A 26,439-nucleotide genomic window follows, 5' to 3' on the forward strand; every position below is an offset into this window, starting at 1 on the left:
GCCGCCGCCCCGCCCCGAGATCCGCGGCGGGGCGGGGCCGGCCGCCCGCCGGCCTCAACGCTTGCGGCCGAGGGCGACGACGATGTTGTGCGCGTCCTCGACGGGGAAGGCCAGGCGGTTGATGAGCCAGCGCTTGAGCGGGCCGGCCTTGTGCAGGCCCATCTCCTCGATCAGGGGCGTGAGCCAGCCCCCGCGGTGGCCGAACTCCATGAAGGCGTCGAAGTCCTCGAAGGCCAGCGGCGGCTCGAAGGTCTCGCCGCGGCGGACGTCGAGGCCGTGCGCCTCCATGATCCGGGCGACCTCGGCCAGGTCCGCCGGGTTCAGGACCGTGTCGTCCATCCTGCGATCGCCGGCGCCGGAGAGCATCCGGAGGATCCGCGAATCCCCCTTCGCCTGGAGCGCCTTGTAGGCCGCCTTCGTGCCGCCGACGAGGGACCACCACCCGCCCGGCTTCAGCCGGGAGGCGATCTGGGGCGCGAGCGTCTTCATGCCGACGAAGCCCGTGACGAAGTGGGTGCAGATGCAGTCGAACTGCTTCCCCGGGAAGTGGGCGTCGAGGTCGGACGCATCGCCGGCGACGGCGGTCAGCCCGGGCAGACGCCGGCGGGCGACCTCCAGCATGTTGTCCGCGAGGTCGACGCCGAAGGGGACGATCCGGGCCTCGGACTGCTCGACGAGCTTGCCCAGGAAGAGGCCGGTCCCCATCCCGACGTCGAGGACGTGCAGCTCGGAGCCCGCCTCGAGGAGCCCCTCCTGCCGCATCTGCCGGATGCCCCGGTCGAGCGACCTGCCGATCACCCCCTGCGGGTCGAGGTCGTAGTGCGTCGCGACGACGTCGTTGTAAGCGTGGTGTACGGTCGCCGTGCTCATAGCGGGGAACCTGCCTTCTGGGAATGCCCGAGTGGGAACAGCTGGAGGAATCGGTCGAGGATCCGAAAAGGCGCGAGATGCTGCGGCTCGGCGGCCGAGGGGCAGGCCATGGCCGACTCCTCCTCGCGGTCGAAGCCGGCCGAGGCGTCGTCGGCCTCGCCCTCGGCCTCGGCCGGGGGCCAGTATTCCAGGCGGACCTCGTCCCCCCGGACCGAGACGAAGGGACAGGGCAGGTGCTCGGTCCAGGTCCCGCTGTTGGCGTAGAGCACGCCGCGGACCTCCTCGACGCCCGCCAGGTGGGTGTGGCCGCAGACGACGTATCGGCAGCCCTTGGACGCCGCATAGGCGACGGCGCCGTCGCGGATCATCTCGCTGCTGCGCTGGAACTTCTTGGAGACCCGCCGGATGTACCGGGACGCGTGGTGCGGCGCCCACTTCTGGATGTAATAGTACACCCGGCACGCCGCCTCCGTCAGCAGGCCGTAATTCTCGACGAACCGGTCGAACTGGTCGCCGTGCAGGATCAGGAGGCGGAGCCGCTCGTTCTCGAAGTAATACTCGTCGAGCACGTCGACGCCCACGATGTGGGCGACGACGTCGGCGGGGCCGTCGTGATTGCCGCGGATCCACGACACGCGGAAGTCGTCGCGGTCGGAGTGGCGGCGGATCGCCTTGAGGCAGGCGAAATGGCTCTTGGAGAGCCGGCTGAAGTTCAGGTCGTCGAAGATGTCGCCGTTGATGACCAGCTCGCGGGAATTCTCCGCCGCCCACCCGAGGAATTCCGCGAGCGGCTTGGCCTGGCAGACGTCGCTGCCCAGGTGCAGGTCGCTGATGACCAGGCAGTCGTAGCGCCTGAGGGGCTGGCCCTGGCGCCTCTCAAGGTCGCGCTGCATGACGGGATCCCCCGGACTGCGATCGAGCGTGAGGCCGCAAATGGATCTTGCTCGCGAACGGGCCGCGCCCCCCCGGGCCGAGGGCCCGCCGAGGCGTGCGATCGACCCGCGGCGGGACCTCGTCCCGGGCCGGCGCGTCGCACGTAGCGAAGTATGATCGACGCCCCCCCTCCGACCAAGAAGATATGCCGATCCTCATGCAATGCTTACGGATCATTCTCGGCCTCGCCATGCGACGAGGCGGCGTTCGCGAAGAAGCCGCGGGGGATCGGCGAACTCGGCGCGAAGGCGGGCCGATTCAAGACGCGTCGTCGCCCCGACCTCGGGGCGAGACGCCGCCCCCTCCGGCCGGCCGCCCGTCGATCTCGTCGAGCACGGGGAGCAGGTCGGCGACGCTCTCGACGACGAAGTGGGCCCCGGCCCGTTCCAGGTCGGCCTTCACGACCGCCAGGCGGCGGTCCCGTTCGCGCGGGTCGAGGCGGTCGACCTCCTCGCGCGAGAGGCCGAGGCCGTTCCCCGTCCGGCTGACGCCCACGGCCCAGGCCCCCGCGTTGCGCGCGGCCTCGACGCCGACGGGCGTGTCGTCCACGGCCGCGACCGCGGCCATGGGGTACACGCCCAGCCGCTCGGCGGCGCGGTAGAGCATCCAGGGCGCGGGGCGGCCCTGGGCCACGTCGTCGGCGCACACCGAGGCATCGGGCCGATACCCGCCGTCGCGGGCGATCGGCTCCAGGACGTCCATCAGGGGGCGGGTGTAGCCGGTCGTCCCGCCGATCCTCAGGCCCCGGCGGCGGCACTCGGCGACGACCTCGGGGACGCCGGGGATCACGTCGGCGTATCCCGCGAGCGACGCGAGCTGGAGGGGCAGGAAGTCGGCGTAGAGGCGATCGACGTCGGCCTCGCCGGGTCCGGCCCCCCGGCGCTCGCGCCAGGCGGCCGCGACCCGGGGGAGGGCGAGGATCGAGGCGATGTGGTCGCGCTTGGCCTTGCCCATCGGCCCCCGCGCCTCGCCCTCGTCGATCGCGACCCCGCACCGGGCGAAGATCTCGACGAAGACCCGGGCCGGGGCCCGGCTGCCGTGGTCCACGGTCGTGCCGGCCCAGTCGAAGATCACGGCCGCGAGTCGAGCGCTCATGACCACCCCTCCCAGTCGCGATCGGCCAGGCCGAAGGCCGTCGTCATCCCCGACCCCCCCGTCCCCGTGCGGATGAAGACGCCCGGCGTCGGCTCGGCCTCGAAGATCGGCCGGGTGGGGTGCTTGGCGTAGATCCCGTGCCAGCGCTCGGCGACCTCCCAGCTCGGCAGCCGGATCACCCGCCGCAGCTCCCTCAGGATCAGGTCGTCGATCGCCGCCTTGTCGAAGGGCTCGATGGCGGCGTCGTATTCGTGCGAATCGCCGAGGATGAGCGCGCCCTCGTCGTCCTGGGCGGCCATCACGTGGATGCCGAACTCGTCCAGCTCGGGGGTCTCGGCGGCGATCCGCTCCTTGAGCCGGGGGAGGCTCGGGCACGCCTCGAAATTGGCGTAGTGCCGCAGCGTCAGGCCGCTCGCCAGGTGCGGCCCGAGCCTCCCGGCCCGGGGGCGGCCGACCTTGAGCATCTGCAGCTTGCAACGACGGAGGCCCGAGGTCGCGGCCAGGCCCGGGAACAGGCGCCCGAAATCGGCCCCGCCGCAGACGACGACGCGTTCGAAGTCCCGACCCGGCCCGCCCGGGGCGCGGACCCAGCCGGGCCCGACCTCGGCGATGGTCGTATCGAACTCGAACCGGACGCCGTACCGGCTTCCGAGCCAGGCGGGCAGTTCGCGGATGGCCCTGCGGGGGTTGACGCAGAGTTCGGCGGGGCTGAACAGGCCTCCCAGCAGGCCGTCCGGGTTGGCGAAGTCGGTGCGCCCGGCGACCTCGCCCGGCGAGAGCAGGCGGCAGTCGCAGCCCAGGTCCGGGGCCGTCCCGGCGAACTCGCGGAGCACGTCCCACTCGTCGTCGCGGTGGGCGAGGTGGATCGAGCCGCACCGGTCGACCCAGATCCCGGCCTCCTCGGCGATTTCGAGCCAGATCTCCCGGCTGCGCAGGGCGATCGCCCGGCACTCGCCGGCCGGCTGGCCGATCGGCCAGACCATGCCGAAGTTCCGGATCGAGGCGCCGGAGGCGGCCGGGCTCCGCTCGAAGACGGTCACCCGACGCCCGCGGCGGGCCGCCGCGTAGGCGTGCGCCAGCCCGACGACCCCCGCGCCCACGATGCCGACGTCCGATCGATCGCTCATGATCCGCCCAGGGCCCGCTCGATCCAGGGAAGGTAGTCCTCGACGCCGGGCACGACGAGGTCGGGCGTCTTGGCCGAGTCGTCGCACCGCCTGAGAATCACGGCCGCCTCGGCGTGGGGCGAGGCCCGGAACCGCTCCGCCTCCTCGGGCGACATCGGGCCGCCCTGCAATCGCAGGCTGACCTTCGACGGCTCGCTGAGGGCGTCGCGATAGCCCGGCTCGGTCGCGCACAGGAAGCGCTTGGCCTCCACGTGGAGCCGGGCCGGCTCGACGACGTCGGGCCCGAACCGGGCGGCCAGCCATCGGGCGGCCAGCTCCTCGTGGCGATCGTCCACGCCGAGGTCGGGGGCGTCGTCCGGGAGGTCGTGGAGCAGGTGCCCGACGTCGTGCAGCAGGGCCGCCACGACCAGCGAAGGGGCCGCGCCGGCCTCCCTCGCGAGGTAGGCCGCCTGGAGGGCGTGCTCGCGCTGCGTGACGGCCTCGCGGCCGTAGGCCGAGCCCCCCCGTTCCGCGAAGATCCGGACGATCTCATCGGCCGTCGCGATGCGCGGGTCGTCCATTTCCATCCGCCTACATCGTTCCTTAACGCCGATGGGTTACTTACGTAGGGCCGACCTGGGCCGTCCCGAACGCAGCCGACGCGAGATTCTTGCATGAACCGACCCGCGAGTCGATCCGTATCCCCGTTCATGCGCGGCCGTCCTCGCCTGGCCGCGTCGGCCTGGGCGGTGGTCGCGGCCTTCGGCGCGTACTTCTGCACGTACGCCTTCCGCAAGCCGTGGACGGCCGCCGTGTTCGCCGACTCGACGGTGTGGGGGGTCGCCGAGAAGAGCGTCTTGGTCGTCGCGCAGGTGCTCGGCTACATGCTCGCCAAGTTCGTGGGGATCCGGGTGATCGCGGAGGTCTCGCCCGGGGCCCGGACGCTCGGGATCGTCCTGCTGATCGCCTCGGCCGAGCTGTCGCTGGTCCTCTTCGCCGCCGCGCCGTCGCCGATCCACGTCGCCGGCCTGTTCCTCAACGGCCTGTCCCTGGGCATGGTCTTCGGCCTCATCCTCGGGTTCCTGGAGGGCCGGCGGCACACCGAGGCCCTGACGGCCGGGCTCTGCGCGAGCTTCATCATGGCCGACGGGGCCTGCAAGTCGGTCGGCGCCTGGCTGCTGGGCCGGGGGCTCTCGGAACGCTGGATGCCGGCGGCGGCGGGGCTCCTCTTCCTGGGGCCGGCCTGCCTGTTCGCCTGGATGCTGTCGAAGGTGCCTTCCCCCGACCCCGAAGACCTCGAGCACCGCAGCGAGCGCACCCCCATGGACGGGGCGGATCGGGCCGCGATGCTCCGCCGGCATTTCGTGGGGATCGCGGCCATCGTCGCCGCCTATCTGCTGGTGACCGTCGCCCGGGGCGTGCGCGCCGACTTCGCCCCGGAGATCTGGAAGGCCCTCGGCTCGCCCGCCGCGCCCGCGACCTTCTCCAACTCCGAGGCCCTCGTGGCGCTCGGCGTCCTGGTCGCCAACGGGCTGAGCGTCCTGATCGTCGACAACCGCCGGGCCTTCTTCGCGTCGATCGCGGTCGGCCTCGCGGGGTGCGCCCTGATCGTCGCGGCCCTGGTCGGGCTCCGAGGGGGATGGGTGGGGTCGTTCCCGTTCATGGTGATGTTGGGCCTGGGCCTCTACCTGCCCTACGTCGCCATCCATACGACGATGTTCGAACGCCTGATCGCGATGACCCGCGAGCGGGGCAACCTCGGCTTCCTGATGTACGTGGCGGACGCCGCGGGCTACCTCGCCTACGCCGCGCTCGTGCTGTTCCGGGGCTGGCTGCCGGTGGCCGGCGACCCGCTCCCCTTCTTCGTCGCGACCTGGTGGAGCATGGGCGTCCTGGCGTCGCTCGGCCTGGGGGTCGCCTGGATCTATTTCGCGTCCCGATCGGCCGGGCTCGTCCCTGCGGAGGTCGGGGCGTGAGGGCGATCGCGGCGGTCTTTCGAGGCGTCGGGCGCCCGATCGAGCTGACGAGCTGGCCGCGGCCCGACCCGGTCGGGGGCGAGATCCTCGTCGAGGTCGTCGCCTGCACCCTCTGCGGCAGCGACCTGCACAGCATCCACGGCCGGCGGCCGACGCCGACGCCCTCGGTCCTCGGCCACGAGATCCTGGGCCGGATCGCCGCCTTCGGGCCCGAGGCCGGCCGCGACGACGCCGCAGGCCGGCCCATGGCCGCGGGAGAACGCGTCACCTGGGCGGTGGTCGCCAGCTGCGGCGCGTGCCTGCCGTGCCGCCGCGGGCTCCCCCAGAAGTGCGAGTCCGGCTTCAAGTACGGCCACGAGCCGCTGAGGCCCGGCCGCGAACTCTCCGGGGGCCTGGCCGACCATTGCCTGCTCGTGCCGGGGACGGCGATCTTCCGGATCCCCGACGGGCTCTCCGACGCCGCCGCCTGCCCGGCGAGCTGCGCGACGGCCACGGTCGCCGCCGCCCTGGAGGCCGCCGGCCCGATCGAGGGGCGATCGGTCCTGGTCGTCGGGGCGGGGATGCTGGGGGTGACGGCGGCCGCCTGGTCCCGCGTGCTCGGGGCGGCCGACGTGATCGTCTGCGACCCGAGCGACGAGCGCCTCGCCGCGGCCGCCGCCTTCGGCGCGACGAGGACGGCCGCCCCGTCCGGGCTCGCCGAGGCGGTCGCGGCGGCGACCGGGGGGCGGGGAGTGGACGTCGTCGTCGAACTCTCGGGCTCGCCCGAGGCGATCGAGGACGCCCTGCCGCTGCTGGGCGTGGGCGCGACGCTGGTCCTGGTCGGCTCCGTCTTCCCGACCCGCCCGATCTCGGTCGTCCCGGAGCGGATCGTCCGGGGCTGCGTCACGGTCCGGGGCGTCCACAATTACGCGCCCCGGCACCTGCAAGACGCCCTCCAGTTCCTGGCGAGGAGCCCGCAGTACCCTTTCGATTCGCTCGTCTCGTCGTGGCGGCCGTTGTCGGAGATCGACGCCGTCGTGGGCTCGGACCTCGCGAAGCGATCCCTGAGGGTCGGGATCCGGCCCGAAATCCCTGGCGGCCCGGCGGCCGCCTCGTGATCGTCGGCGACCGCATCGGGACGCCTCCCAGGGGCCGCGCCGAGCCCCGGCGGCCGGCGCGAGGCGGAGTGGCACCCCCCTCCCGAGGACGACTCGTCGGCCCACGGGGTCCCGACCGACGAGAGGAACTGCCGCCGCGCCCTCTGGCGGCCCGCGCTTTGCAGGCGTCATTCTCGACTGAGCGGGCCGGCGACCGGGACGTCGGACCGTGGGGCGGGCGGCGCCGACCCTGGCCGTCCGCTTTCCTCGATTTTTTCGGCGCCGCCGAATGGCGCCGCTCCTGAACCCTCAAGAGAAACCGATCGAGCACAGCATGTGGGAACTGTACATCGTCCGCCACGGGATCGCCGTCGATCGGGGGACGCCGGGGATCCCGGACGACGAGAGGCCGCTGACGCCCAGGGGCGAGAAGCGGATGCGCGAGGTCGCCGCCGGCCTCGCCGCGCTTGAGCTGCCGGTCGACCGGATCGCCTCCAGCCCCCTGCCCCGGGCCCGGCGGACGGCCGAGATCCTCGCCCACGGCCTCAGGATGGCGGCCGACGTCGAGATCGCCGCGGTCCTCCGCGCCGAGTCGACGGCCCGCGACGTGGCCGAATGGCTGGGACTCCAGCCCGAGGCCCCCTTGATGATCGTCGGCCACAATCCGACCCTCGACGAGCTGCTGAGCCTGCTGCTGCTCGACGACCCCAGGGCCCTGCGCTTCGAATTCAAGAAGGGGGGCGTCGCCTGCCTGCGGCGACCGTCCTCCGACGGCGAACGCCACGTCCTCGAATGGCTGGCGCCCCCCAAGCTGCTGCGGAGGCTGGGGGACGATTGACCGCGAGGCGGCAGCCCCGGTAGGCGGGAATTCGCCCCCACGCCCCCGAATTCGGCGCACGCGATCGGCGATCGCGTCCCAATGTTCCTTACGAAGGCTCGGTGCGCATCGAGCCCGCGGAAGAGGACGATCGAGGGTGCCGTGGAGGGATGTTTTCCAGAAAAATTTCGACGAGCGAAGCCAACCCCGGAGGCCAAAATAACTCCGTAAATCGTTAATTTATAAAGATTTACGATGATCATGACCGGCCGACGAACGAAGCGAACGGACCGAAGCGGAGCCGATGGCCGGATGACGGCCCGGCGGCCGATTTTTCGATTTCCTCGGCGAGCCTCCTCAGAAATCCGTCGCCCGGACGTCTAAGGGTCGGAGGACCTCAGGATTCCTGTCCGACGGGCGTCGCCCGGGGAGACGGTCATGATTGCGGGACGGAACGTCGCATCGGTGCGGATGGTGGCGGCGGCCTGGCTGCTCGCCGCGGGGATGGGGGCGGAGGCCCGCGCCCAGGGGTGGATCATCGACCGCCGGCCGACGATCCCGATCCAGCGGACCTTCGAGGTCCGCGAGCTGGCCGTCGACGCGAAGCTCCGCGACCAGGCGGCCGAGGTGCAGGTCGCGCAGACCTTCTACAACCCCGGGTCGACCGAACTGGAGGCCGAGTACTTCTTCCCGATCCCCGAGGACGCGGTGGTCGAGAACCTGGTGCTGATGGTCGACGGCAAGGAGCTGCCCGGCCGCCTGATGGGCAAGGACGAGGCCCGGCGGATCTACGAGGAGATCGTCCGGGGCAAGCGCGACCCGGCGCTCCTGGAATACATGGGCCGGGGGCTCTACCGCACGAGCGTCTTCCCGATCCCCGCCGGCGCCGAGCGCAAGGTGCTGATGCGTTACACCCAGCTCTGCCGCCGCGACCGCGACGTCGTCGAGTTCTCGTACCCGCTCTCGACGCAGAAATACGCGTCGAAGCCGATCCAGCGGCTGAACGTCCGGGTGGCGATCGCCAGCAAGGACTCGATCAAGTCGGTCTTCTGCCCCAGCGACGAGGCCCGCATCGACCGCGCCGGCGACCACGAGGTCCGCGTGGCCCTGGAGCGGTCGAACGCCACGCCGGCGAACGACTTCCGGGTGGTCTACACGCTCGCCGAGGGCGCGCTGGGGGCGTCGGTCCTGAGCTATCGCCCGAGCGCCGGCGACGACGGCTACTTCCTCGTCCTGGCGAGCCCCGAGGTCAAGGCGGCCGAGTCGAAGCCCCTCCCCAAGACGGTCGTGTTCGTGCTCGACCGCTCGGGCTCGATGGCCGGCAAGAAGATCGACCAGGCGCGGAAGGCCCTGCGGTCGGTGCTCGACAACCTCCGCGAGGACGACCTGTTCAACATCGTGGCGTACGACGACCGGGTCGAGACCTACAAGCCCGAGCTGCAACGCTACAGCCCCGAGGCCCGCTCCGACGCCGGTCGGTTCGTCGACAACATCCGCGAGGGGGGGAGCACGAACATCGACGCGGCCCTGCGGTCGGCGCTCGAGCTGATCCGCGACGACTCGCGGCCGAGCTACGTGCTGTTCCTGACCGACGGCCTGCCCACGGCGGGCGAGACCAACGAGTTCAAGATCGCCGACGCCTGCAAGCGGGCCAACCTCCGCAAGGCGCGGGTGTTCAGCTTCGGCGTCGGCTACGACGTCAACGCCCGGCTCCTCGACCGCCTGAGCGCCGGCAACAGCGGGGCGAGCGAGTACGTGAAGCCCGACGAGGACATCGAGGCCCACGTCGCCCGGTTCTCCTCGAAGATGACCAGCCCCGTGCTGACCGGCGTCCGGATCGAGTTCGCCGACTCCGACGTCAACAGGGCCTACCCCCGCGAGGTCCCCGACCTCTTCGACGGCGGCCAGGTCGTCTGGGCCGGCCGCTACCGGCGCTCGGGGCGGACGAACCTGAAGGTCGCGGGCAAGGTCGGCGGCGACTCGCGTTCGTTCGAGTTCCCCGCCGAGCTGGCCGAGAGCGACCGGGGGAACGCCTACCGCTTCGTCGAGCGGATCTGGGTCGTGCGCCGGATCGGCGACCTCATCGACCAGATCGACCTCAACGGCCAGAACAAGGAGCTGATCGACGAGCTGGTGCGGCTGAGCACCCAGTACGGGGTCATGACCCCCTACACCTCGTTCCTCGCCGACGAACGGACGCCGCTGCACGCGATGACCGAGAACGCCTCGAAGGCCAGCGTGGCCCTGAATCAGCTGGAGTCCCTGAGCGGCGCGTCGGGCGTCAACCAGCGCGGCCTGAAGAACTACTACCGGAACGCCGAGCAGGCCGACGGCGCCATCCTGGCCGACGCCGCCCGGCGCGAGGGCTTCGACGCGAAGTCGGGCGGCATGGCGGGCATGATGGGCATGATGGGGGCGGGCGCCGCGCCGGCGTCCGAGGCCGGCCGTGCCCGCATGATGGGCGGGGGCGTGGGCTACGGCGGCATGAGCGGCATGATGGGCGAGGCCCAGGCCACCGCCAAGCCGGGCCAGCCCGCCGCGGCGCCCGTGCTCCTGGGGCGGGCCGTCGGGCGTAAGGACGCGCAGGGCCAGGGTTGGGATCAGGCCCGCGCCGAGACCGTCCGCCAGGTCGGCCCCAAGACGTTCTACTTCAAGGAGGGCCGCTGGGTCGACTCGACGGTCAAGCCCGAGGACGCGGCCGCCGCGAAGGTCGTCCGCCAGTTCAGCGACGACTACTTCAACCTGGCCCGCGCCCAGTCCGCCGACTGGAACCAGTACCTGACGTTCAGCGAATCGGTCGTCGTCAAGCTCGCCGACGCCGTCTACCGCATCGACCCGGCCGAGGAGACGCGCTGAGCCGACGAGACCTCGTGGTACAATCCCGACGGAATCGGACGCTCGGTCCGGGCTCGCGCGAGGGCGCGACGCCCGGCCGAGCGTCTCGAGCCTTCAGGCGGATCCCGCGTTGCCCCCGAGCCCCACGCCCATGGACGACGTCTCACGCGCCCTCGCGGCCATCGAGGGGGGCGACCCCCAGGGGTCCGAGCAGCTCCTGCCGCTGGTCTACGACGAGTTGCGCAGGCTGGCCGCCCAGCGCCTGGCCCGCGAAAAGCCCGGTCAGACCCTCCAGGCCACCGCGCTGGTGAACGAGGCGTACCTGCGCCTCGTCGGCCCCGACGGCGACCGGCGATGGGACGGCCGCGGGCACTTCTTCGCCGCCGCCGCCGAGGCCATGCGCCGCATTTTGGTCGAGAACGCCCGCCGCAAGGGGCGGGAGAAGCACGGCGGCGGGCGGCGTCGCGAGCAGGCGGACCTCGACGACCTCGGCGCCGGCGGCGCCCCGCAGCAGATCCTCGCCCTGCACGAGGCCCTCGAGGCGTTCGCCGCGCACGACGCGACCAAGGCCAAGCTGGTCGAGCTGCGCTTCTTCGGCGGCCTGACCCTGGAGCAGGCGGCGGCCTGCCTGGGCGTCTCGCTCTCCACCGCCGACCGCTCCTGGCGCTACGCCCGCGCCTGGCTGTACGCCGCCATGGCCGGCGACGACCCCGGGGGAAAATCCGAACGGGCCTGACGCGTCCCGGGCTCCTGCGTCGCATGGGGGTGCGACGACCGTGATCGACCGTGACCGCCGTGGCCACGGGCCTTCGCGATCGTCGCCAACCCCAGCGATCACAGCCAGGAGACGCCCCGTGAAGAAGTCGCCCCGCAGGTCGTACCGACCGGACGTGCTGGCCCTGGAAGGCCGGCAGCTCATGACCTTCGACTCCACCCTCGGCGCCGGGATCGTGACCGACAGGCGCGTCAGCCCCCCCGTCTCGTACGTCCTGATCGACGGCTCGGACTACGACGACCACGTCCAGATCTCCGACTACGTGCCGGGCCGGAGCATCAAGGTGCACCTGGAGAAGTGGTCCAACGGCGTCCAGCTCTCCACCGCCGACGTGACCCTCAGCCTCGCCGGCGTCCACTTCTCCCCGTACGACCTCCCCGCGCCCTTCCAGGCGCTCGGCCGCGGCGGGAACGACCAGATCACCAACGACTCGACCGCCCGCTTCTCCATCGACGGCGGGGCCGGCAACGACTCGCTGAAGTCCGGGCCGGGCGGGGGCTCCCTCTACGGCGGCCAGGGCGCGGACACGCTCATCGGCGGCTCCGGCAACGAATACCTCGACGGCGGCGAGGGCGACGACTACATCCGCGGCGGCGCGGGCGACGACGTCATCGTCGGGGGCGCGGGCCACAACCTGCTCTACGGCGACGGCGGCAACGACCAGATCAACCCGTTCAACTACTTCGCCGACGGCGACCCCGACGGCGACCGGATCTGGGGCGGGCCGGGCAACGACTCGATCTACGGCGGGGCCGGCCGCGACGCCATCTTCGGCGAGGCGGGCGACGACCTGATCTACGGGGGCGGCGGCGCCGACCAGCTCGACGGCGGCGACGACAAGGACGTCGTCTACGGCGACAACGGCGGCCTGCTCCACCGCGGATCCGACGGGGCCGACGCGATCACCGGGGGATCCGGCGCCGACGCCCTCCACGGCGACGGCGGCGACGACGTCATCTCGGGCGGCCTGGGCGACGACCGCCTGTACGGCGACGGAGGCCAGGATTACCTTTACGGCAACAACGGCGACGACTACCTCGACGGCGGCTTCTGGGCCTACGGCGGGGTCAACGTCGCCGACATCCTGAACGGCGGGGCCGGGGCCGACGCGTACGTCCGCCACAAGAGCATCTGGCTGGGCTCCGACCTCGACGTGTTCGTCGGCTACAACAGCGCCGAGGGCGACTCCACCGACACCGTCTACCACTGGTACACGTGAGCCGGATCGGGTCGAATCGATCCGCTGCGAGAGCCCCCCTCAAGGCCCCCGAGCGGGGCGCGGAGCCGCGACGATGACGGACGAATCCCTGTTCGCGGCCGCCCTGGAGAAGGCGTCCGCCCCCGAGCGTCGGGCCTTCCTCGACGCCGCCGCCGACGACGCCGACCAGCGTCGGCGCGTGGGCGTGCTGGTCGAGGCCCACGAGCGGAGCCTGGGCATCCTCGACCGGCCGACCGAGGCGTTCGGCCGGGCCGAGCCCGCCGCCGGGGCCGCCGCCCCGGGGCCGGCCGAGGGCTCGGTGATCGCCGGCCGCTACAAGCTGATCGAGGAGATCGGCGTCGGCGGCATGGGCTCGGTCTGGAAGGCCGAGCAGACCGAGCCGGTGCGCCGCGTGGTGGCCCTGAAGCTCGTCAAGCCGGGCATGGACTCGCGGACCGTCCTGGCGCGGTTCGAGGCCGAGCGCCAGGCCCTGGCCCTGATGGAGCACCCCAACATCGCCGCGGTCCTGGACGGCGGCGTGACCGAGAACGGCCGGCCCTTCTTCGTCATGGAGTACGTCAAGGGCGTCCCCTTCACCCAGTACTGCGACGAGGCCCGGCTGAGCGTCGACGAGCGGCTCGCCCTCTTCGTGCCGGTCTGCCAGGCCGTCCAGCACGCCCACACGAAGGGGGTGATCCACCGCGACATCAAGCCGGGGAACATCCTGGTCTGCCTCTACGACGGCGCGCCGACCCCCAAGGTGATCGACTTCGGCCTGGCCAAGGCCATGCAGGACCCGCTCACCGAGAAGACCCTGCACACCGCCCACGGGGCGCTCCTGGGCACGCCCCTGTACATGAGCCCGGAGCAGGCCGAGATCAACAACCTGGACGTCGACGCCCGGTCGGACGTCTACGCCCTCGGCGTGGTCCTCTACGAGGTGCTGACCGGCACGACGCCGCTGGAGGGCCGGCGCTTCCGCGAGGCCGCCTGGCACGAGATGCTCCGCCTCATCCAGGAGGAGGTGCCCCCCCGCCCCAGCGCCCGGCTGAGCGACAGCGAGGCGCTCCCCAGCCTCGCCGCCCGGCGGAAGACGCCGCCCGCGCGACTGACCCGGCTGATGCGGGGCGAGCTGGACTGGATCGTCATGAAGTGCCTGGAGAAGGACCGCGCGCGCCGCTACGAGACCGCCAGCGGCCTCTCGCGCGACCTCCAGCGCTACCTGGCGGACGAGTCGGTCGAGGCCTGCCCGCCTTCGGCCGGCTACCGCCTCCGCAAGTTCGTCAGCCGCAACCGGGGCGTCGTCCTGGCCGCGTCGATCATGTTCCTGCTCCTGGCCGGCGGCGTCGTCGGCACGACCTGGGGCATGATCCGCGCCGACCGCGCCCGCGCGAAGCAGGCCGAGCAGGCCGAGGGCGAGCGCAAGGCCAACGAGCAGGCCCAGAAGCTCCTGCGCCAGACCGAGAAGGGCATCGAGGTCCTGGCGGCGGTCTTCAACGACGTCAACCCCCGCGAGGAGCAGGGCGACAAGCCCCTGCGGGCGGTGCTGGCCGATCGGCTCGTCGAGGCGGCCGACCAGATCGGGGGCGAGTCGCTGGGCGAGGCGTCGTCGGTCGCCGCGCTGCAGAACCGTCTGGCCGTCTCGCTGGTCCACCTGGGCCGGCCGCAGCACGCGATCCCGCTCTTCCAGAAGGCGATGGCCACGCGCGAGGCCTTGCTGGGGCCCGTCCACCGCGACACGCTCGAGACCATGACCCTGCTCGCCGAGGCGTATCGGGCCGACGGCAAGCCGGGCGCGGCCCTGCCGCTCATGGAAGAGGCCCTGAAGCTCAGCCGGATCCACCTGGGCGAGAAGGAGCCGTTCACGCTCTACCGCATCAACAACCTCGCCGCCTTCCACCAGCAGGCGGGGCGGATCCCCGAGGCCATCGCCCTCCACGAGGAGGCGCTCAGGCTCAAGGGGATCGCGATCCGCCACGACGACCCGGTCGTCCTGACCACGATGAACAACCTGGCCGACGCCTATCGGCTCGACTCCAGGATGGACAAGGCCCTGCCCCTGATGGAGGAGACCCTGCGGCTGCGGCGCGAGAAGTTCGGGCCCGAGCACATCGCCACCGTGACCAGCATGAACAACCTCGCGGAGGGCTACCGGGCCGTCGGCGACGTGGAGCGGGCCCTGCCGCTCCGCGAGGAGACGCTCAGGCTGATCCGCGCCAAGGTCGGCCCGACCCACCCCAACACCCTGACCACCTTGAACAACATGGGGCTGGTCTACCGGGCCGCCCGCCAGCCGGAAAAGGCCCGCGCGGTGCTGGAAGAGGCCCTGGGGCTCATGAAGGCGAACCTCAGCCCGGGCCACCCCCTGATCTATCTCGGCATGACCAGCCTCGGCCTGGTCCAGGTCGACCTCGGCAGGCCGGACCTGGGGCTGCCGCTGCTCGAAGAGGCCCTGGCGGGGCGCAAGGCCAGGCTCGGGCCCGACGACCCCGCGATCCTCCAGAGCCGGACCGCCATCGCCTCGGCCCACGTGGCGGCGGGGAGGCCGGACCAGGCCATACCGATCCTCGAGGAGATCCTCCAGGCCCGCAAGGCCAAGGTGGGCCCGGACCATCCCGAAGTGCTCGTCATCCTCGACCGGCTGGCGACCGCCCACGAGGCCGCGGGCCAGCCGGCCCGGGCCCTGCCCCTCCGCGAGGAGGCCGCGGCGGGCTTCGAGAAGCGGGGGCTCAAGTTCCAGAACGCGGGCGACGTCATCGCCGGCCTGGCCGACGCCCTCGAGCGATCGGGCCGGCCCGACGACGCCGACGCCTGGCGGCGGAAGTGGCGCGACGCCGTGAAGGACCGGTCCGGGGTCGAGTCGTCCTCGTACGCCGTCGAGCTTGCGGCGTACGGCGCGAGCCTCGTCCGGCGGGAGAAGTGGGCCGAGGCGGAATCCGTCCTGCGCCAGGCCCTCCCCGTCCTCGAGAAGGCCGCGCCCGAATCGCCGACGCGGTTCCAGGCCCAGTCCCTGCTGGGCGCCTCGCTCCTCGGCCGGGGCGGGTTCGCCGACGCCGAGCCGCTCCTGGTCCAGGGCTACGAGGGCCTGAAGGCGCGCGAGGCGGGGCTCGTCGCGAAGGACCGCCCGCTGGCGGCCGAGGCCGGCGACCGGATCGTGCGGCTCTACACCGCCTGGGGCCGGCCGGAGAAGGCCGCCGAATGGCGAGGGAAGCTGGGTGCCGAGCCGCGGCCGTGAGGGCGCGCCGTTGAGCGGGCCTCATCCCGCCGCCCCGCCGCGGCGCCCGGTCCCGCCCCCCGTCATCCGTCGAGGAAGCCTCTTGGACGTCATCTATCGGTACGACCCCCTACGCGTAGACCGCCCCCTGGCCGGCGATCGACGCGAAGGCGGCGATGCTCCCTGCTGCAGGAAGGGCATCACCGCTTCCACCGCAACGTCATCCAGGTCCGCAAGGAGATCGAGGAGGGGCGGGACGGGGCGTCGAAGCCCGTGATCATCGAGATCGACACCTTGCGCATCGGCTTCTCCGGCGTCGCGGACGGGCCGCTGCACGTCCCTTACGCGCTGGTCCTCGGCTGCTCCGACGCCCGCGCGCCGATCGAGCAGATCTTCGACCAGTCGCCCAACGACCTGTTCGTGATCCGGGTCGCCGGCAACGTCCTGGGGACCGAACGCCTGGGGAGCATCGACTACGCCGTCCGCAACCTGGGAGGGAGCCTCGCCCTGCTGCTCGTGCTGGGCCACAGAGGCTGCGGCGCGGTGACGGCGGCGGTCGACCTGTACCTCGCGCCGCAGGACTACCCGGACCTGGGCCTCACCCACGCGCTCCGTTCGCTCGTCGACCGGATCCTGATCGCCGTGCGGGGGGCGTCCAAGGCGATCGAGCGGGTCTGCGGGCCCTCGGCGAAGGACCGTCCCGGATACCGCGACGCCCTGATCGAGACGTCGGTCTACCTGAACGCCGCGCTCACCGCGTTCGACGTCCGGCGCGAGGTCGAGCTGTTCGCGGGGGCTCGACGGCCCAGGTCGTCTACGGCGTCTTCGACCTCGCCGACCAGGCCGTGCACGCCGGCCCCGGGGCGGGCGAATCCCCCCGGGGCGGCTTCGGGAAGGTCGTCCGCAAGCCGGGCGACCTCGAAAAGCTGGGGAACCGCTTCGCCAGGGCGGTCGCGGCGAAGACCTGGGGCTGACGGCCGGCCCGTCAGGCTTGCAGCGTGTAGACCGAGACGACCTCGGGGCGGATGACCTTGTCGCCGGACTGGAAGCCGGGGCGGATGCGGGCGGCGATGGTCTTGGCGAGCGCCGGGTCGGCGGTGGGGACGGTCGTCACGGCGCGCTGGCGGCGGGGGTCGAAGGCGTCGCCCTCGGCGCGGAAGGGCTCGACGCCCTGGCGGTAGAGGACGTCTTCGAGGGCCGTCTGGATCGATTCGAGCGTGCCGCGGAAGGCCTCGGCCTCCGGGGCGACGGCGTGGGCCATCTTGCCGACGTCGTCGTGGAGCTGGATCAGGTCGACGAAGATCGGCCGCTGGACCTTCAGCACCAGGTCCTGCTTGTACTCCTGCAGCTCGGCGTGGAGCCGGTCGACGATCCGCTCGCGGTTGGCCTCGGCGCGGACCTCGCGGTCGAACTGCGCCTGCAGCCCCGCCAGCTTCTGGTGGACCTGGTCCCCCAGGCGGGCGAACGCCTCGCGGACCTCCTCCGCGAACGCGGCGAAGGGCGGAGGTTCGGCCGCGGGTCCGGCCTCCGGCTCGGCGGGCCCGGCCTCCTCCTCGACGGCGATCGCGCGCTCGGTCTCGACGTAGTCCGACGCCGGGGCCGGCTCGATCTCGGGCTCGGCCGTCGGCGTCTCGTACGGGGCCTCGGCCTCGATCTCGGGCGCGGGCCCGTCGCGATCTTCGGTGTCGGGTGACAAGGCCGGGCTCCTGAAGGCCGCTGGAATCCGGGGCCGGACCATCACGGCCTTCCCCCCTTCGCGGGGGAAGGTGGCCGAAGGCCGGATGAGGGGGAGCGTTCAGAGTGGGCGACGGGATTCGGACCGAGTCCATTTTCTCCCGCCGGGAGAAGGCGAGGGGACGGCGACGGTCTGTCGACTCGTCACCTCCTCATCCGGCCCTTCGGGCCACCTTCCCCCGCGAGGGGGGAAGGCCGTTAGGATCCCGATGCCCGGGCGCCTCGCTCGATCGAGCGTCAGACGCCCGCGGCGGCCTTGAGGGCGGCGAGGGCCGGCTCGTAGTCGGGCTCCTGGGCGATCTCGGGGACGATCTCGACGTAGGTGATCTTGTTCGAGGCGTCGACGACGAAGACCGAGCGGGCCAGGAGCGGCACGGGGAGGCCGTCGATGAGCACGCCGTAGTGCTCGCCGAAGCTGTGGTCGTGGGCGTCGGAGAGGTTCTTCACGTTGTCGATCGCGGCCTCGGTGCAGAACCGGGCCTGGGCGAACGGCAGGTCGGTGCTGACGGTGTAGGCGGCGACCTTGTCGCCCAGGTCCTTCAGCACCTCGGCGAAGTGCTTCGTCTGCTTGTTGCAGACCGGGGTGTCGAGCGACGGGACGACGTTGAACAGCCGCGCCTTGCCGGCCGTGTCGGCGAGCGAGATGAACGCCAGCCCGGCGCCCACCGCCTTGAAGTCGGGCGCGGCGTCGCCGGCCTTGAGCTTGGGCCCGACCAGCTCGATCGGGTTCCCCTTGAACGTCACTTCGCCCTTGCGCGTCTCGGCCATGGCTGGATTCTCGCTCGTCCCGGATGTCGACGGTGGTCCCGACAGCCTCCAACTTAGCCGCTCGCCGCCGGCCCCCGCAAGCCGCGCTCGAAAGGACGGGGCCACGACCGGGCCGGAGCCGCATTCCGACGCCGGTCGAGCCGTCGTGCGACGAGAGGCCCGGTTGACAGGATCGCGGCGCCGGTCATCATCCAGGCTGTCGCGAAGGCGGACGATGGATCGAGCGACCAAGTCCCTGAAATCTCCGAGGGTGACCGATGAGCGAAGTCGTCAGCACGCGGTTGTCGGGCGTCTTCTCCGACGACCGCGCCACGCAGGGCCGCGCGTATCAGTCCCTCCTCCAGGAGACGGACGGCCCGGTCGACTGGGCCTACGAGGTCTGGGACGACCTCATTGAGGCCCTGGGGCACAAGGACAACCACGTCAGGTCGATCGCCGCCCAGCTCCTCTGCAACCTCTCCAGGAGCGACCCCGAAGCCAGGATCCTCGGCGACTTCGACGCCCTGCTCGCGGTCACGCGGGATGAGCGATTCGTCACGGCTAGGCACTGCCTGCTCGCCCTCTGGAAGATCGGGCTCGCCGGCGAGGCGCAGAAGCGGCGGCTGGTCGAGGGGCTGGCGGGCCGGTTCGAGGCCTGCGCCGCGGAGAAGAACGTGACCCTCATCCGCTTCGACGTCGTCCAGGGCTTGCGGAAGCTGTACGACCGGGTGAAGGACGAGTCGATCCGTGAAACGGCCCTGGGGCTGATCGCGACGGAGTCGGACGCGAAGTACCGCAAGAAGTACTCGGGCGTCTGGAAGACGTAGACGGCCCGCGACGACGGCCGACCGGGGTCGGATGGAAGGGTGCACACGCGCTCGACGGTGGATGGCGCCGGACTGGAGTTCGTCGGGCCTGCTCGGCTAAGATGAATTCGTTCAGTACCCCACGTCACGTCGACCGTCCTCCGCCCCGAGAACCGCCCCCATGGCCGTCCGCCGCGATCCCTACCAGTTCGACGTCGTCGTCGTGGGCGCCGGACACGCCGGCGTCGAGGCCGCGCTGGCTCCCGCCCGCATGGGCCTGCGCACGGCCCTGCTGACGATGAACTGCGACGCCGTCGGCCAGATGAGCTGCAACCCGGCGATCGGCGGCGTCGCCAAGGGCCAGATCGTCCGCGAGGTCGACGCCCTCGGCGGCGCGATGGGCCGGCTCGCCGACGCCGCCGGGATCCAGTTCCGGCTCCTCAACCGGGGCAAGGGGCCGGCCATGCACAGCCCCCGCGCCCAGTGCGACAAGAAGGCGTATCAGCAGCTCGCCAAGCTGACCGTCGAGCGCCAGACCGGCCTGACCCTCCGCCAGGAGATGGTGGAAGCCCTTGAGGTCGAGGAGGGCCGGATCGCCGGCATCCGCTGCCGCGGCGGGGCCGTGTACATGGCGCGGGCCGTCGTGCTGACGACCGGCACGTTCCTCCAGGCCCTGATGCACACCGGCGAGGTCAAGACCCCCGGCGGCCGCGGGGGCGACGCGGCGGCGGTCGGGCTCTCGGCGAGCCTCCGCGGACTCGGCTTCGAGCTGCGACGGTTCAAGACGGGCACGCCGCCCCGGCTCAACGGCCGGACCATCGACTTCGACCGGCTCGAAGTCCAGCCCGGCGACGCCGAGCCCGTCGCCTTCTCGTTCCTGACCGACCGCATCGAGAAGCCCCAGATCCCCTGCCACATCACGGCCACCACCCCGGCCGTCCACGAGGTCATCCGGGCCAACCTCCACCGCGCGCCGATGTACTCGGGCCAGATCCAGTCGACGGGCCCCCGCTACTGCCCGTCGATCGAGGACAAGGTCGTCCGCTTCGCCGACCGCGAGTCGCACCAGATCTTCCTGGAACCCGAGGGCCGCGACACGCTGGAATACTACTGCAACGGCATCTCCACGAGCCTGCCGCGCGACGTCCAGGAGGCCGTGATCCCTCTAATCCCGGGACTCGAACACGCCGAGATCATGCGCTACGGGTACGCCGTCGAGTACGACTACGCGCCGCCCGAGCAGCTCGGCCCCACGCTGGAGGCCAAGGCCGTCGCGGGCCTCTTCTTCGCCGGCCAGATCAACGGCACGACCGGCTACGAGGAGGCCGCCGCGCAGGGGATCGTGGCCGGGATCAACGCCGCGCTCGCCGTGAAGGGCGAGCCGCCGTTCGTGCTGGACCGCTCCTCGGCCTACATCGGCGTTTTGATCGACGACCTGGTCACGCGGGGGGTCGACGAGCCCTATCGGATGTTCACCAGCCGCGCCGAGTACCGCCTGCTCCTCCGCCACGACAACGCCGACCTCCGCCTCACCGAGCGGGGCCGCGCCGTCGGCCTGGTCGACGACGCCCGGTGGACGCGGTTCGAGGCCCGCCGCGACGCCGTCGAGGGGCTCCGCGAGCGGCTGACGACCACCCGTCGCGGGGGCGTCGCCCTGTTCCAGGTCCTCCGCCGCCACGAGACGACCTGGGACGACCTCGTCGCGCTCGACCCCGACCTCGCCGCGGCCAGCTACGCGGCCGACGCCGTCGCTCAGGTGACGATCGAGGCCAAGTACGACGGCTACGTCGGCCGCCAGGTGGAGCAGATCGAGCGGTTTCGCCGTCTCGAGGACAAGACGATCCCCACCGACCTGGACTACGCCGCCATCCCCCAGCTCCGCGCCGAGGCCCGCGAGAAGCTCGCGCGGGTCCAGCCGCGGTCGCTCGGCCAGGCGGGACGGATCAGCGGCCTCAGCCCGGCCGACCTCGCCACCCTGCTCGTCCACCTCCGCCGCCGCAACTCCGCGACCACCCTGGACGAATCGCCCCGCTGAGACTACCCCGAGCTCGGAAACCTCTCGACCCTGTCTCCCCTCGCAAACCCTGAGCGTCCCCCTCCCCCTGTCGACCGTTAACGACAACCGAGATTGACAGGAACGCGCATTCGGTATCTGTTGTGCGGGACGACGTGCCTTGCCGAGCTTCCGAAACGCAACCTCGCAGGCTCGCCGCTCCCTACTCATCTTCTTCAAAACGGCAAGGGAGAAGATGGAAAACACTGGAACAACGCATGCATTGTTGCAATAATGCAAGATGATGAAGACCGTGAGACTTGGGGCCCTGCCCAATTGACAAGGCTGGGTGTTTTTTTACAATTGGCTAAATTGGTAATTTCGGTAAGATTTATAGGCTCCGCAGATTTTAACGCCTAAGCTTTCCATGGACCCTTGACCCATGGGTTCGCCGCGGCGATTTCGTGATCGTGGCAAGGACGTGTCGCAGGGAGGCCGAACGGGGCGGGCTCGGATTCGCAGGAGGGTCGCCTGAGAGGCGCGTTGCGGTTCCGACTCGACCTCGATGGGATCATCGGGACTCAACCAACCATGAAGACCGTTTACACGACGGGCGAGGCTGCCAAGATCTGCAAGGTCAGTCAGCAGACCATCATCCGCTGCTTCGACTCGGGCCAGCTCAAAGGGTTCCGCGTCCCCGGCTCGCGGTTCCGGCGGATCCCGCGCGAGGCGCTCTTCCGCTTCATGAAGGACAACGGGATCCCCACCGACGCCCTGGAGAGCGGGCGGCGGCGCATCCTGATCGTCGACGACGACCAGGGGGTGGTCGACCTGATCGCCGAGGTGCTCTCGACGGACGGCCGGTTCGAGCACAAAGCGGTGAACAACGGCTTCGGGGCGGGGATGCTCGCCAAGGAGTACCATCCCGACCTGATCATCCTCGACGTGATGCTGCCGGACATCAACGGCCAGGCGGTCTGCGAGCTGATCCGCCGCGACCCGAGCATCTCCGACATCAAGATCATCTGCATCTCGGGGATGGTCGAGGAAGACAAGATCGCCGAGCTGAAGGCGTCGGGCGCGGACGATTTCCTGCACAAGCCGCTGGATATCGATGAACTGATCGCCCGGATCTGCCGACACTTGGATATGGAGACCAGCCCCAACGCCTGAGCGCGGGACGTTCGCCGTCCATACCCCCATCCATGGGGGGCGACGGGCGGGGAGGGGTCGGGAAGGAGCCCGATCGTCGTGCGGTTCCAAACGGGACGAAAACCGCCGGGAGAGCCGTTGATCGGCCGCCTGAACGGGCTGGCGCGGCTGCCGGTCCGTCCGCGGACGGCCCGCGTGGTCATGGCCTCGCTCGCGTCCGTCCCCGCCGACGGCGACGACGAGGCGGCCCCGGGCGGGATCCCGCGCATGCTGCCGGACCTCGACCCGGGCTGGCTCGTCGCCGAGCGGGCGAAGGGGCGCGGGGGCGTCCTCCGGGCCCTGGCCGATTCCCCCTGGTGGCCCGCGTCGCTCGCCGCCGGGCCGGCCGCCGAGGCGGTCCAGAAGCTCTGGCGGCACGCCGTCGCCGCGAGCTTCGCCTGCCGCACGCTGGCCCGCGAGCACGGCGACCCCGACCCCGCCGGCCTCGTCCGCGCGGGGCTCTTGCACGGCCTGGGGCGTTGGGCCCTCGCGGCCGTCGACCCCGAATGCCTGGCCCGCTGGATGGCCGAGCCCGACCGCGACGCGCGACGACGTCGCGAGGCGATCGAGCTGGGCGGCGACCTGCGCGACGTCGGCCGTCGGCTCGCCGAGCGCTGGGGGTGCGAGCCCCTGGTCGTCGACGCGGCCTGGCTCCACGGCGAGGACGACGCCGACCTGATCGCCGCCGCCCGCGAGCCCGCCCGCCTGGCCCTCGTCCGCGAGGCCGTCCGCTGGGCCGAGTCCACCCCCTGGGCGCTCGACGCCCCCGAAGGCCGCGAGGCGATGCCCACCGAGCCCCGCCTCCGGATCCTCGTCGCCGAGGTCCAGTCCCGCTGCGGGACGGCGTTCGCGTCCGACGACGCCTCCCCCCACGAAGAACGGGCGACCCGCGAGAACGCCCGCCTGCGGCTCCAGCTCGTCGACCTCGCCCGCGAGAACGCGACCCAGCGCCGGCTGATCGAGGCGATCGCCGACTCCGAGCCCGACGAGACGCCCGAGGGCTGGAGCGTCCGCGCCGGCCGGGCGTGGTGCGGCGAGCCCGAGGTCAACGCCGCCCGGGTCGTCTGGCGCGGGCCGTCGACGACCGAGCCCGATCCCGGGCCTGGCCTCCCGATCGAGGCCTCGCCCGACGCCGACGACGCGGAGGCGCCGCGACGGGGGGCGTCGTGGACGATCCCGCTGGAGGCGGCCGGCGGCGTCGCGGGCGAGGTCCAGCTCTGGCTCGACGCCGACGTCGACGCGCTCCGCGAGCGGCTGGGGCCGACCCGGATCGTCGACGCCTGGAAGGCGTGGGCCTCCCACGTCGCCGACCGCGCCCTGCTCGAACGCCGCCTCCGCGCCGCGGTCGAAGGCAGCCGCGAGGCCTCCCGGTCCGAGCGCCGCCGCGTCCAGGCCGCCAAACTCGACGCGCTCGCCGAGTTCGCCGCCGGGGCCGGCCACGAGCTGAACAATCCCCTGGCCGTCATCGTCGGCCGCGCGCAGCTCCTGATGGCCCAGGCGGCGACCCCGGAGGCCGCGCGGTCGCTGGCGATCATCCTCAGCCAGGCCCAGCGGACGCACCGCATCCTCCGCGACCTGATGTTCGTCGCCCGGCCTTCCGAGCCCCGCCCCCGCCTCTGCCGGCCGGCCGACGTCCTGCAAGCCTGCCTCGCCGAGTTCCAGGCCGAGTGCGCGGCCCGGGGCATCCGCCTGACCGGCGAATTCGAGGAGGCCGGGCAGCAGCTCTGGACCGACCCCGAAGGCCTCCGACACGTCGCCGAGGTCCTGATCCGCAACGCCATCCAGGCCGGCGCCGGCCCCGCCGCCGGCGGCGGGACGATCCGGGTGCGGGCCGACCGCCAGGGCCGCGAGCTGCGCGTCCGGGTCGCCGACTCGGGCAAGGGGGTGGGCGACGCCGAGGCCGCCCACCTCTTCGACCCGTTCTTCTGCGGCCGCCAGGCCGGCCGGGGCCTCGGCCTCGGCCTCTCCCGCGCCGCCCGGTTCGTTGAGCGCGCGGGCGGCTCACTGACCTGGGACTCGACGCCCGGCCAGGGCTCCGTCTTCCAGGTCAAGCTCCCCTGGAACCGCCCGCCCGAAGAGCCCGCCGCGAAGAGCGCGTGAGCCCCCGGACGGGGCCCGTCGATTCGATCCGGATGCTCAGGCGATCGCCTGATGCTGATTCAGGACCATGCCGTCGGCGATGGCGTGGCAGTCCGGGCAGAGGAACGTGACGTTCAACGGCTCCTCGTAATCCCAGTGGTGGCGCTGGAGCCGCTGGCGGCGGCGGCACCAGGAGCAGCCCTTGGGGCGTTCGATCAGGCCCAGGCCCTCGGCGAGGGCCGCGGCGTATCGCGCCGAGCGCGTCCGCATCCTGCGGGGCTTCAGCGAGTCGAGGCAGATCTCCAGATGACGGCCGAGACGGGCGAACAAGGCTTGCTGGCGCTTGCGACGGATTTTTTTCATCGTTCGCAACCCGTGGAATGGAGTCGGTGGCCACCTCAGATCGAACGCCGGGGGACGGGACCGTGCGAGTGCGAGCCGACTTGCGGGCTGGATGTGACGTCCTTGAACGGCCTTCCTGGGTCGGCCCGTTCTCGACATCACTATTATAGAGCAAACCAAATACCGAGCTTACCCCTCCTAATCTTGTTACGAAGGCGCCCGGAGAGGGGTTCTGCGGATTGAACCGAGAATGCGGGCGAATCACCCACCTCGAGCCCCTGGGACGGCGTCGATCCGGGCACCGGCGAGGCTTCGAGGCCACGCGCGGGGGCGAGGGTCCTGGACGCGCAGCGGGCACATCTGCATAATCTGGACGCAGCCCCGAAGGCCGGGGTTCGCGGGGCCGGGGGGCGAAGGACGATGGCTGCGGAATTGGACGATCATCGCGATCGCGACGGCCGCGCGGGGGCCGCGTCGGACCGTCGCGGGTTCCTCGGGACGGTCTGGGGCGGGATGCTCGGCGCGGGGGGCCTGGCCGGCGGGCTCGGGCGCGCGGCCTCGCCGTCGGCGCGGGCCGACGAGGCGTCGGCCGGCGTGGACCGGCGCATGATCGTGCGCACGGAACGGCCGCTGAACCTGGAATCGCCGTCGGCCGCGCTCGACTCGTTCCTGACGCCCGTCCCCGAGTTCTTCGTCCGCAGCCATCACGGCGCGCCGGCGATCGGCCTGCGGCCCTGGGAGGTCGTCGTCGAGGGCCTGGTGGAGAGGCCGCTCAAGCTGAGCCTGGCCGACCTGGAGGCGATGGCGTCGACGACGATCCCGGCCGTGCTCCAGTGCGCCGGCAACGGCCGGGGCCTGTTCCGGCCCCGGATGCCGGGGCTGGTCTGGGAGCGCGGGGCCGTCGGCCACGCCGAATGGGCCGGCGTGCCGCTGGCGGCCCTCCTGGAGCGGGCCGGCGTGAGGCCGGAGGCGGCCCACGTCCACTTCGTCGGCGGCGACGTCCCGCCCACGCCCAAATCGCCGGCCTTCATCCGGAGCATCCCCGTCGCCCGCGCGAAAGCCGAGGACACGCTCGTCGCCCTGAAGATGAACGGCGAGCCGCTGCCGGTCCTCCACGGCGGCCCCGCGCGGGTCGTCGTCCCCGGATGGGGCGGCGACTGCTGGACCAAGTGGATCCGCCGGATCGTGGTCGCGGCCGAGGAGGCGTCGAGCTTCTACATGAAGACCGGCTACCGCATCCCGCGCAAGCCGATCCCCCCCGGCGTCGCCCCGGATCCGGCCGACCTGGTCCCCGTCGAGTGGATGAACGTCAAGTCGCTGATCACCTGGCCGGGAGCCGGGGCCGCGCTGGCGCGAGGGCCGCAGGAGGTCCGCGGCGTCGCCTGGACCGGCGAGGGCCACGTCGTGAAGGTCGAGGTCGCGACCGTCCAGGACCCGACCTGGCGCGAGGCCGAGCTGCTCGACGGGCCCCGCCAGGGGAGCTGGCGGCGGTTCAAGCTCGCCTGGACGCCGCCGGCCGCAGGCGAGTACGTGCTCCAGGCCCGAGCCACCGACTCCAAGGGGGAGGTCCAGCCCGAGGTCAGCCCGTGGAACAAGAGCGGCTATCTGTGGAACGGCTACGACCGCGTCCCCTGCACCGTCTCGTGAGCACC

Annotated in this window: 21 protein-coding genes; 13 read left to right on the forward strand and 8 right to left on the reverse strand. The window is 71.9% G+C overall.

The window, feature by feature from the left end:
• Positions 1-54: 54 nt before the first annotated feature.
• From PZE19_RS13010 to PZE19_RS13030, 5 genes are all read right to left on the reverse strand, one after another.
• The gene (locus PZE19_RS13010; protein ID WP_277861055.1) at positions 55-870 is read right to left on the reverse strand and encodes a class I SAM-dependent methyltransferase; all 816 of its coding nucleotides are present in this window, start codon (positions 868-870) and stop codon (positions 55-57) included.
• Positions 867-1,763, reverse strand: a complete 897-nt coding sequence (locus PZE19_RS13015; RefSeq protein ID WP_277861056.1) for a UDP-2,3-diacylglucosamine diphosphatase — start codon at positions 1,761-1,763, stop codon at positions 867-869. Before PZE19_RS13015 ends, PZE19_RS13010 begins: the two co-directional genes overlap by 4 nt.
• Before the next feature lie 298 nt (positions 1,764-2,061).
• Positions 2,062-2,898 (reverse strand): phosphonoacetaldehyde hydrolase, encoded by an 837-nt coding sequence (phnX, locus tag PZE19_RS13020; RefSeq protein ID WP_277861057.1) that lies wholly within the window; start codon positions 2,896-2,898, stop codon positions 2,062-2,064.
• Positions 2,895-4,025 (reverse strand): TIGR03364 family FAD-dependent oxidoreductase, encoded by a 1,131-nt coding sequence (locus PZE19_RS13025; protein ID WP_277861058.1) that lies wholly within the window; start codon positions 4,023-4,025, stop codon positions 2,895-2,897. Before PZE19_RS13025 ends, phnX begins: the two co-directional genes overlap by 4 nt.
• On the reverse strand, positions 4,022-4,585 hold the full coding sequence (locus PZE19_RS13030) for a phosphonate degradation HD-domain oxygenase (protein ID WP_438269989.1): 564 nt from the start codon (positions 4,583-4,585) through the stop codon (positions 4,022-4,024). Before PZE19_RS13030 ends, PZE19_RS13025 begins: the two co-directional genes overlap by 4 nt.
• Positions 4,586-4,678: 93 nt before the next feature.
• Between PZE19_RS13030 and PZE19_RS13035 the strand changes: the two genes are divergently transcribed.
• The 8 genes from PZE19_RS13035 to PZE19_RS13070 all read left to right on the forward strand — a co-directional run bounded on the left by PZE19_RS13035 (position 4,679) and on the right by PZE19_RS13070 (position 16,924).
• Positions 4,679-5,980, forward strand: a complete 1,302-nt coding sequence (locus PZE19_RS13035) for a DUF5690 family protein (RefSeq protein WP_277861060.1) — start codon at positions 4,679-4,681, stop codon at positions 5,978-5,980.
• Positions 5,977-7,077, forward strand: a complete 1,101-nt coding sequence (locus PZE19_RS13040; RefSeq protein WP_277861061.1) for a zinc-binding dehydrogenase — start codon at positions 5,977-5,979, stop codon at positions 7,075-7,077. Before PZE19_RS13035 ends, PZE19_RS13040 begins: the two co-directional genes overlap by 4 nt.
• Positions 7,078-7,390: 313 nt before the next feature.
• Positions 7,391-7,894: a phosphohistidine phosphatase SixA gene (sixA, locus tag PZE19_RS13045; protein ID WP_277861062.1), complete on the forward strand. Its 504-nt coding sequence runs from the start codon at positions 7,391-7,393 to the stop codon at positions 7,892-7,894.
• 417 nt (positions 7,895-8,311) lie between these two features.
• Complete coding sequence (locus PZE19_RS13050; protein WP_277861063.1) at positions 8,312-10,729, forward strand: VIT domain-containing protein; 2,418 nt, start codon at positions 8,312-8,314, stop codon at positions 10,727-10,729.
• Positions 10,730-10,859: 130 nt separating this feature from the next.
• Positions 10,860-11,444 (forward strand): ECF-type sigma factor, encoded by a 585-nt coding sequence (locus tag PZE19_RS13055; RefSeq protein WP_277861064.1) that lies wholly within the window; start codon positions 10,860-10,862, stop codon positions 11,442-11,444.
• A gap of 118 nt (positions 11,445-11,562) precedes the next feature.
• Complete coding sequence (locus tag PZE19_RS13060) at positions 11,563-12,702, forward strand: calcium-binding protein (RefSeq protein WP_277861065.1); 1,140 nt, start codon at positions 11,563-11,565, stop codon at positions 12,700-12,702.
• Positions 12,703-12,775: 73 nt separating this feature from the next.
• Positions 12,776-15,916: a tetratricopeptide repeat protein gene (locus PZE19_RS13065; RefSeq protein ID WP_277861066.1), complete on the forward strand. Its 3,141-nt coding sequence runs from the start codon at positions 12,776-12,778 to the stop codon at positions 15,914-15,916.
• Between the two features lie 252 nt (positions 15,917-16,168).
• Positions 16,169-16,924 (forward strand): carbonic anhydrase, encoded by a 756-nt coding sequence (locus tag PZE19_RS13070; RefSeq protein ID WP_277861067.1) that lies wholly within the window; start codon positions 16,169-16,171, stop codon positions 16,922-16,924.
• Here the strand turns inward: PZE19_RS13070 and PZE19_RS13075 are convergent.
• Positions 16,881-17,591, reverse strand: coding sequence for a nucleotide exchange factor GrpE (locus PZE19_RS13075; protein WP_277861068.1), 711 nt, complete (start codon positions 17,589-17,591; stop codon positions 16,881-16,883). The genes PZE19_RS13070 and PZE19_RS13075 overlap by 44 nt on opposite strands.
• 275 nt (positions 17,592-17,866) lie before the next feature.
• On the reverse strand, positions 17,867-18,397 hold the full coding sequence (gene tpx, locus PZE19_RS13080) for a thiol peroxidase (protein WP_277861069.1): 531 nt from the start codon (positions 18,395-18,397) through the stop codon (positions 17,867-17,869).
• Positions 18,398-18,654: 257 nt separating this feature from the next.
• Here tpx and PZE19_RS13085 point away from each other — a divergent pair, with 257 nt between their 5' ends.
• The 4 genes from PZE19_RS13085 to PZE19_RS13100 all read left to right on the forward strand — a co-directional run bounded on the left by PZE19_RS13085 (position 18,655) and on the right by PZE19_RS13100 (position 24,466).
• The gene (locus PZE19_RS13085) at positions 18,655-19,203 is read left to right on the forward strand and encodes a hypothetical protein (RefSeq protein WP_277861070.1); all 549 of its coding nucleotides are present in this window, start codon (positions 18,655-18,657) and stop codon (positions 19,201-19,203) included.
• A gap of 160 nt (positions 19,204-19,363) precedes the next feature.
• Positions 19,364-21,217: a tRNA uridine-5-carboxymethylaminomethyl(34) synthesis enzyme MnmG gene (mnmG, locus tag PZE19_RS13090; RefSeq protein ID WP_277861071.1), complete on the forward strand. Its 1,854-nt coding sequence runs from the start codon at positions 19,364-19,366 to the stop codon at positions 21,215-21,217.
• 549 nt (positions 21,218-21,766) lie between these two features.
• Positions 21,767-22,348 carry a response regulator gene (locus tag PZE19_RS13095; RefSeq protein ID WP_277861072.1) on the forward strand — a complete coding sequence of 194 codons (582 nt, stop codon included), beginning with the start codon at positions 21,767-21,769 and terminating at the stop codon, positions 22,346-22,348.
• Between the two features lie 78 nt (positions 22,349-22,426).
• Positions 22,427-24,466 carry an ATP-binding protein gene (locus PZE19_RS13100; protein ID WP_277861073.1) on the forward strand — a complete coding sequence of 680 codons (2,040 nt, stop codon included), beginning with the start codon at positions 22,427-22,429 and terminating at the stop codon, positions 24,464-24,466.
• Positions 24,467-24,502: 36 nt separating this feature from the next.
• Here PZE19_RS13100 and PZE19_RS13105 read toward each other — a convergent pair whose 3' ends face one another.
• Positions 24,503-24,808 carry a hypothetical protein gene (locus tag PZE19_RS13105; protein ID WP_277861074.1) on the reverse strand — a complete coding sequence of 102 codons (306 nt, stop codon included), beginning with the start codon at positions 24,806-24,808 and terminating at the stop codon, positions 24,503-24,505.
• Positions 24,809-25,207: 399 nt separating this feature from the next.
• Between PZE19_RS13105 and PZE19_RS13110 the strand changes: the two genes are divergently transcribed.
• Positions 25,208-26,434, forward strand: coding sequence for a sulfite oxidase (locus PZE19_RS13110; RefSeq protein WP_277861075.1), 1,227 nt, complete (start codon positions 25,208-25,210; stop codon positions 26,432-26,434).
• The last annotated feature ends 5 nt before the right edge of the window (positions 26,435-26,439 follow it).

This window comes from Paludisphaera mucosa, from assembly GCF_029589435.1.
Lineage (GTDB): Bacteria > Planctomycetota > Planctomycetia > Isosphaerales > Isosphaeraceae > Paludisphaera > Paludisphaera mucosa.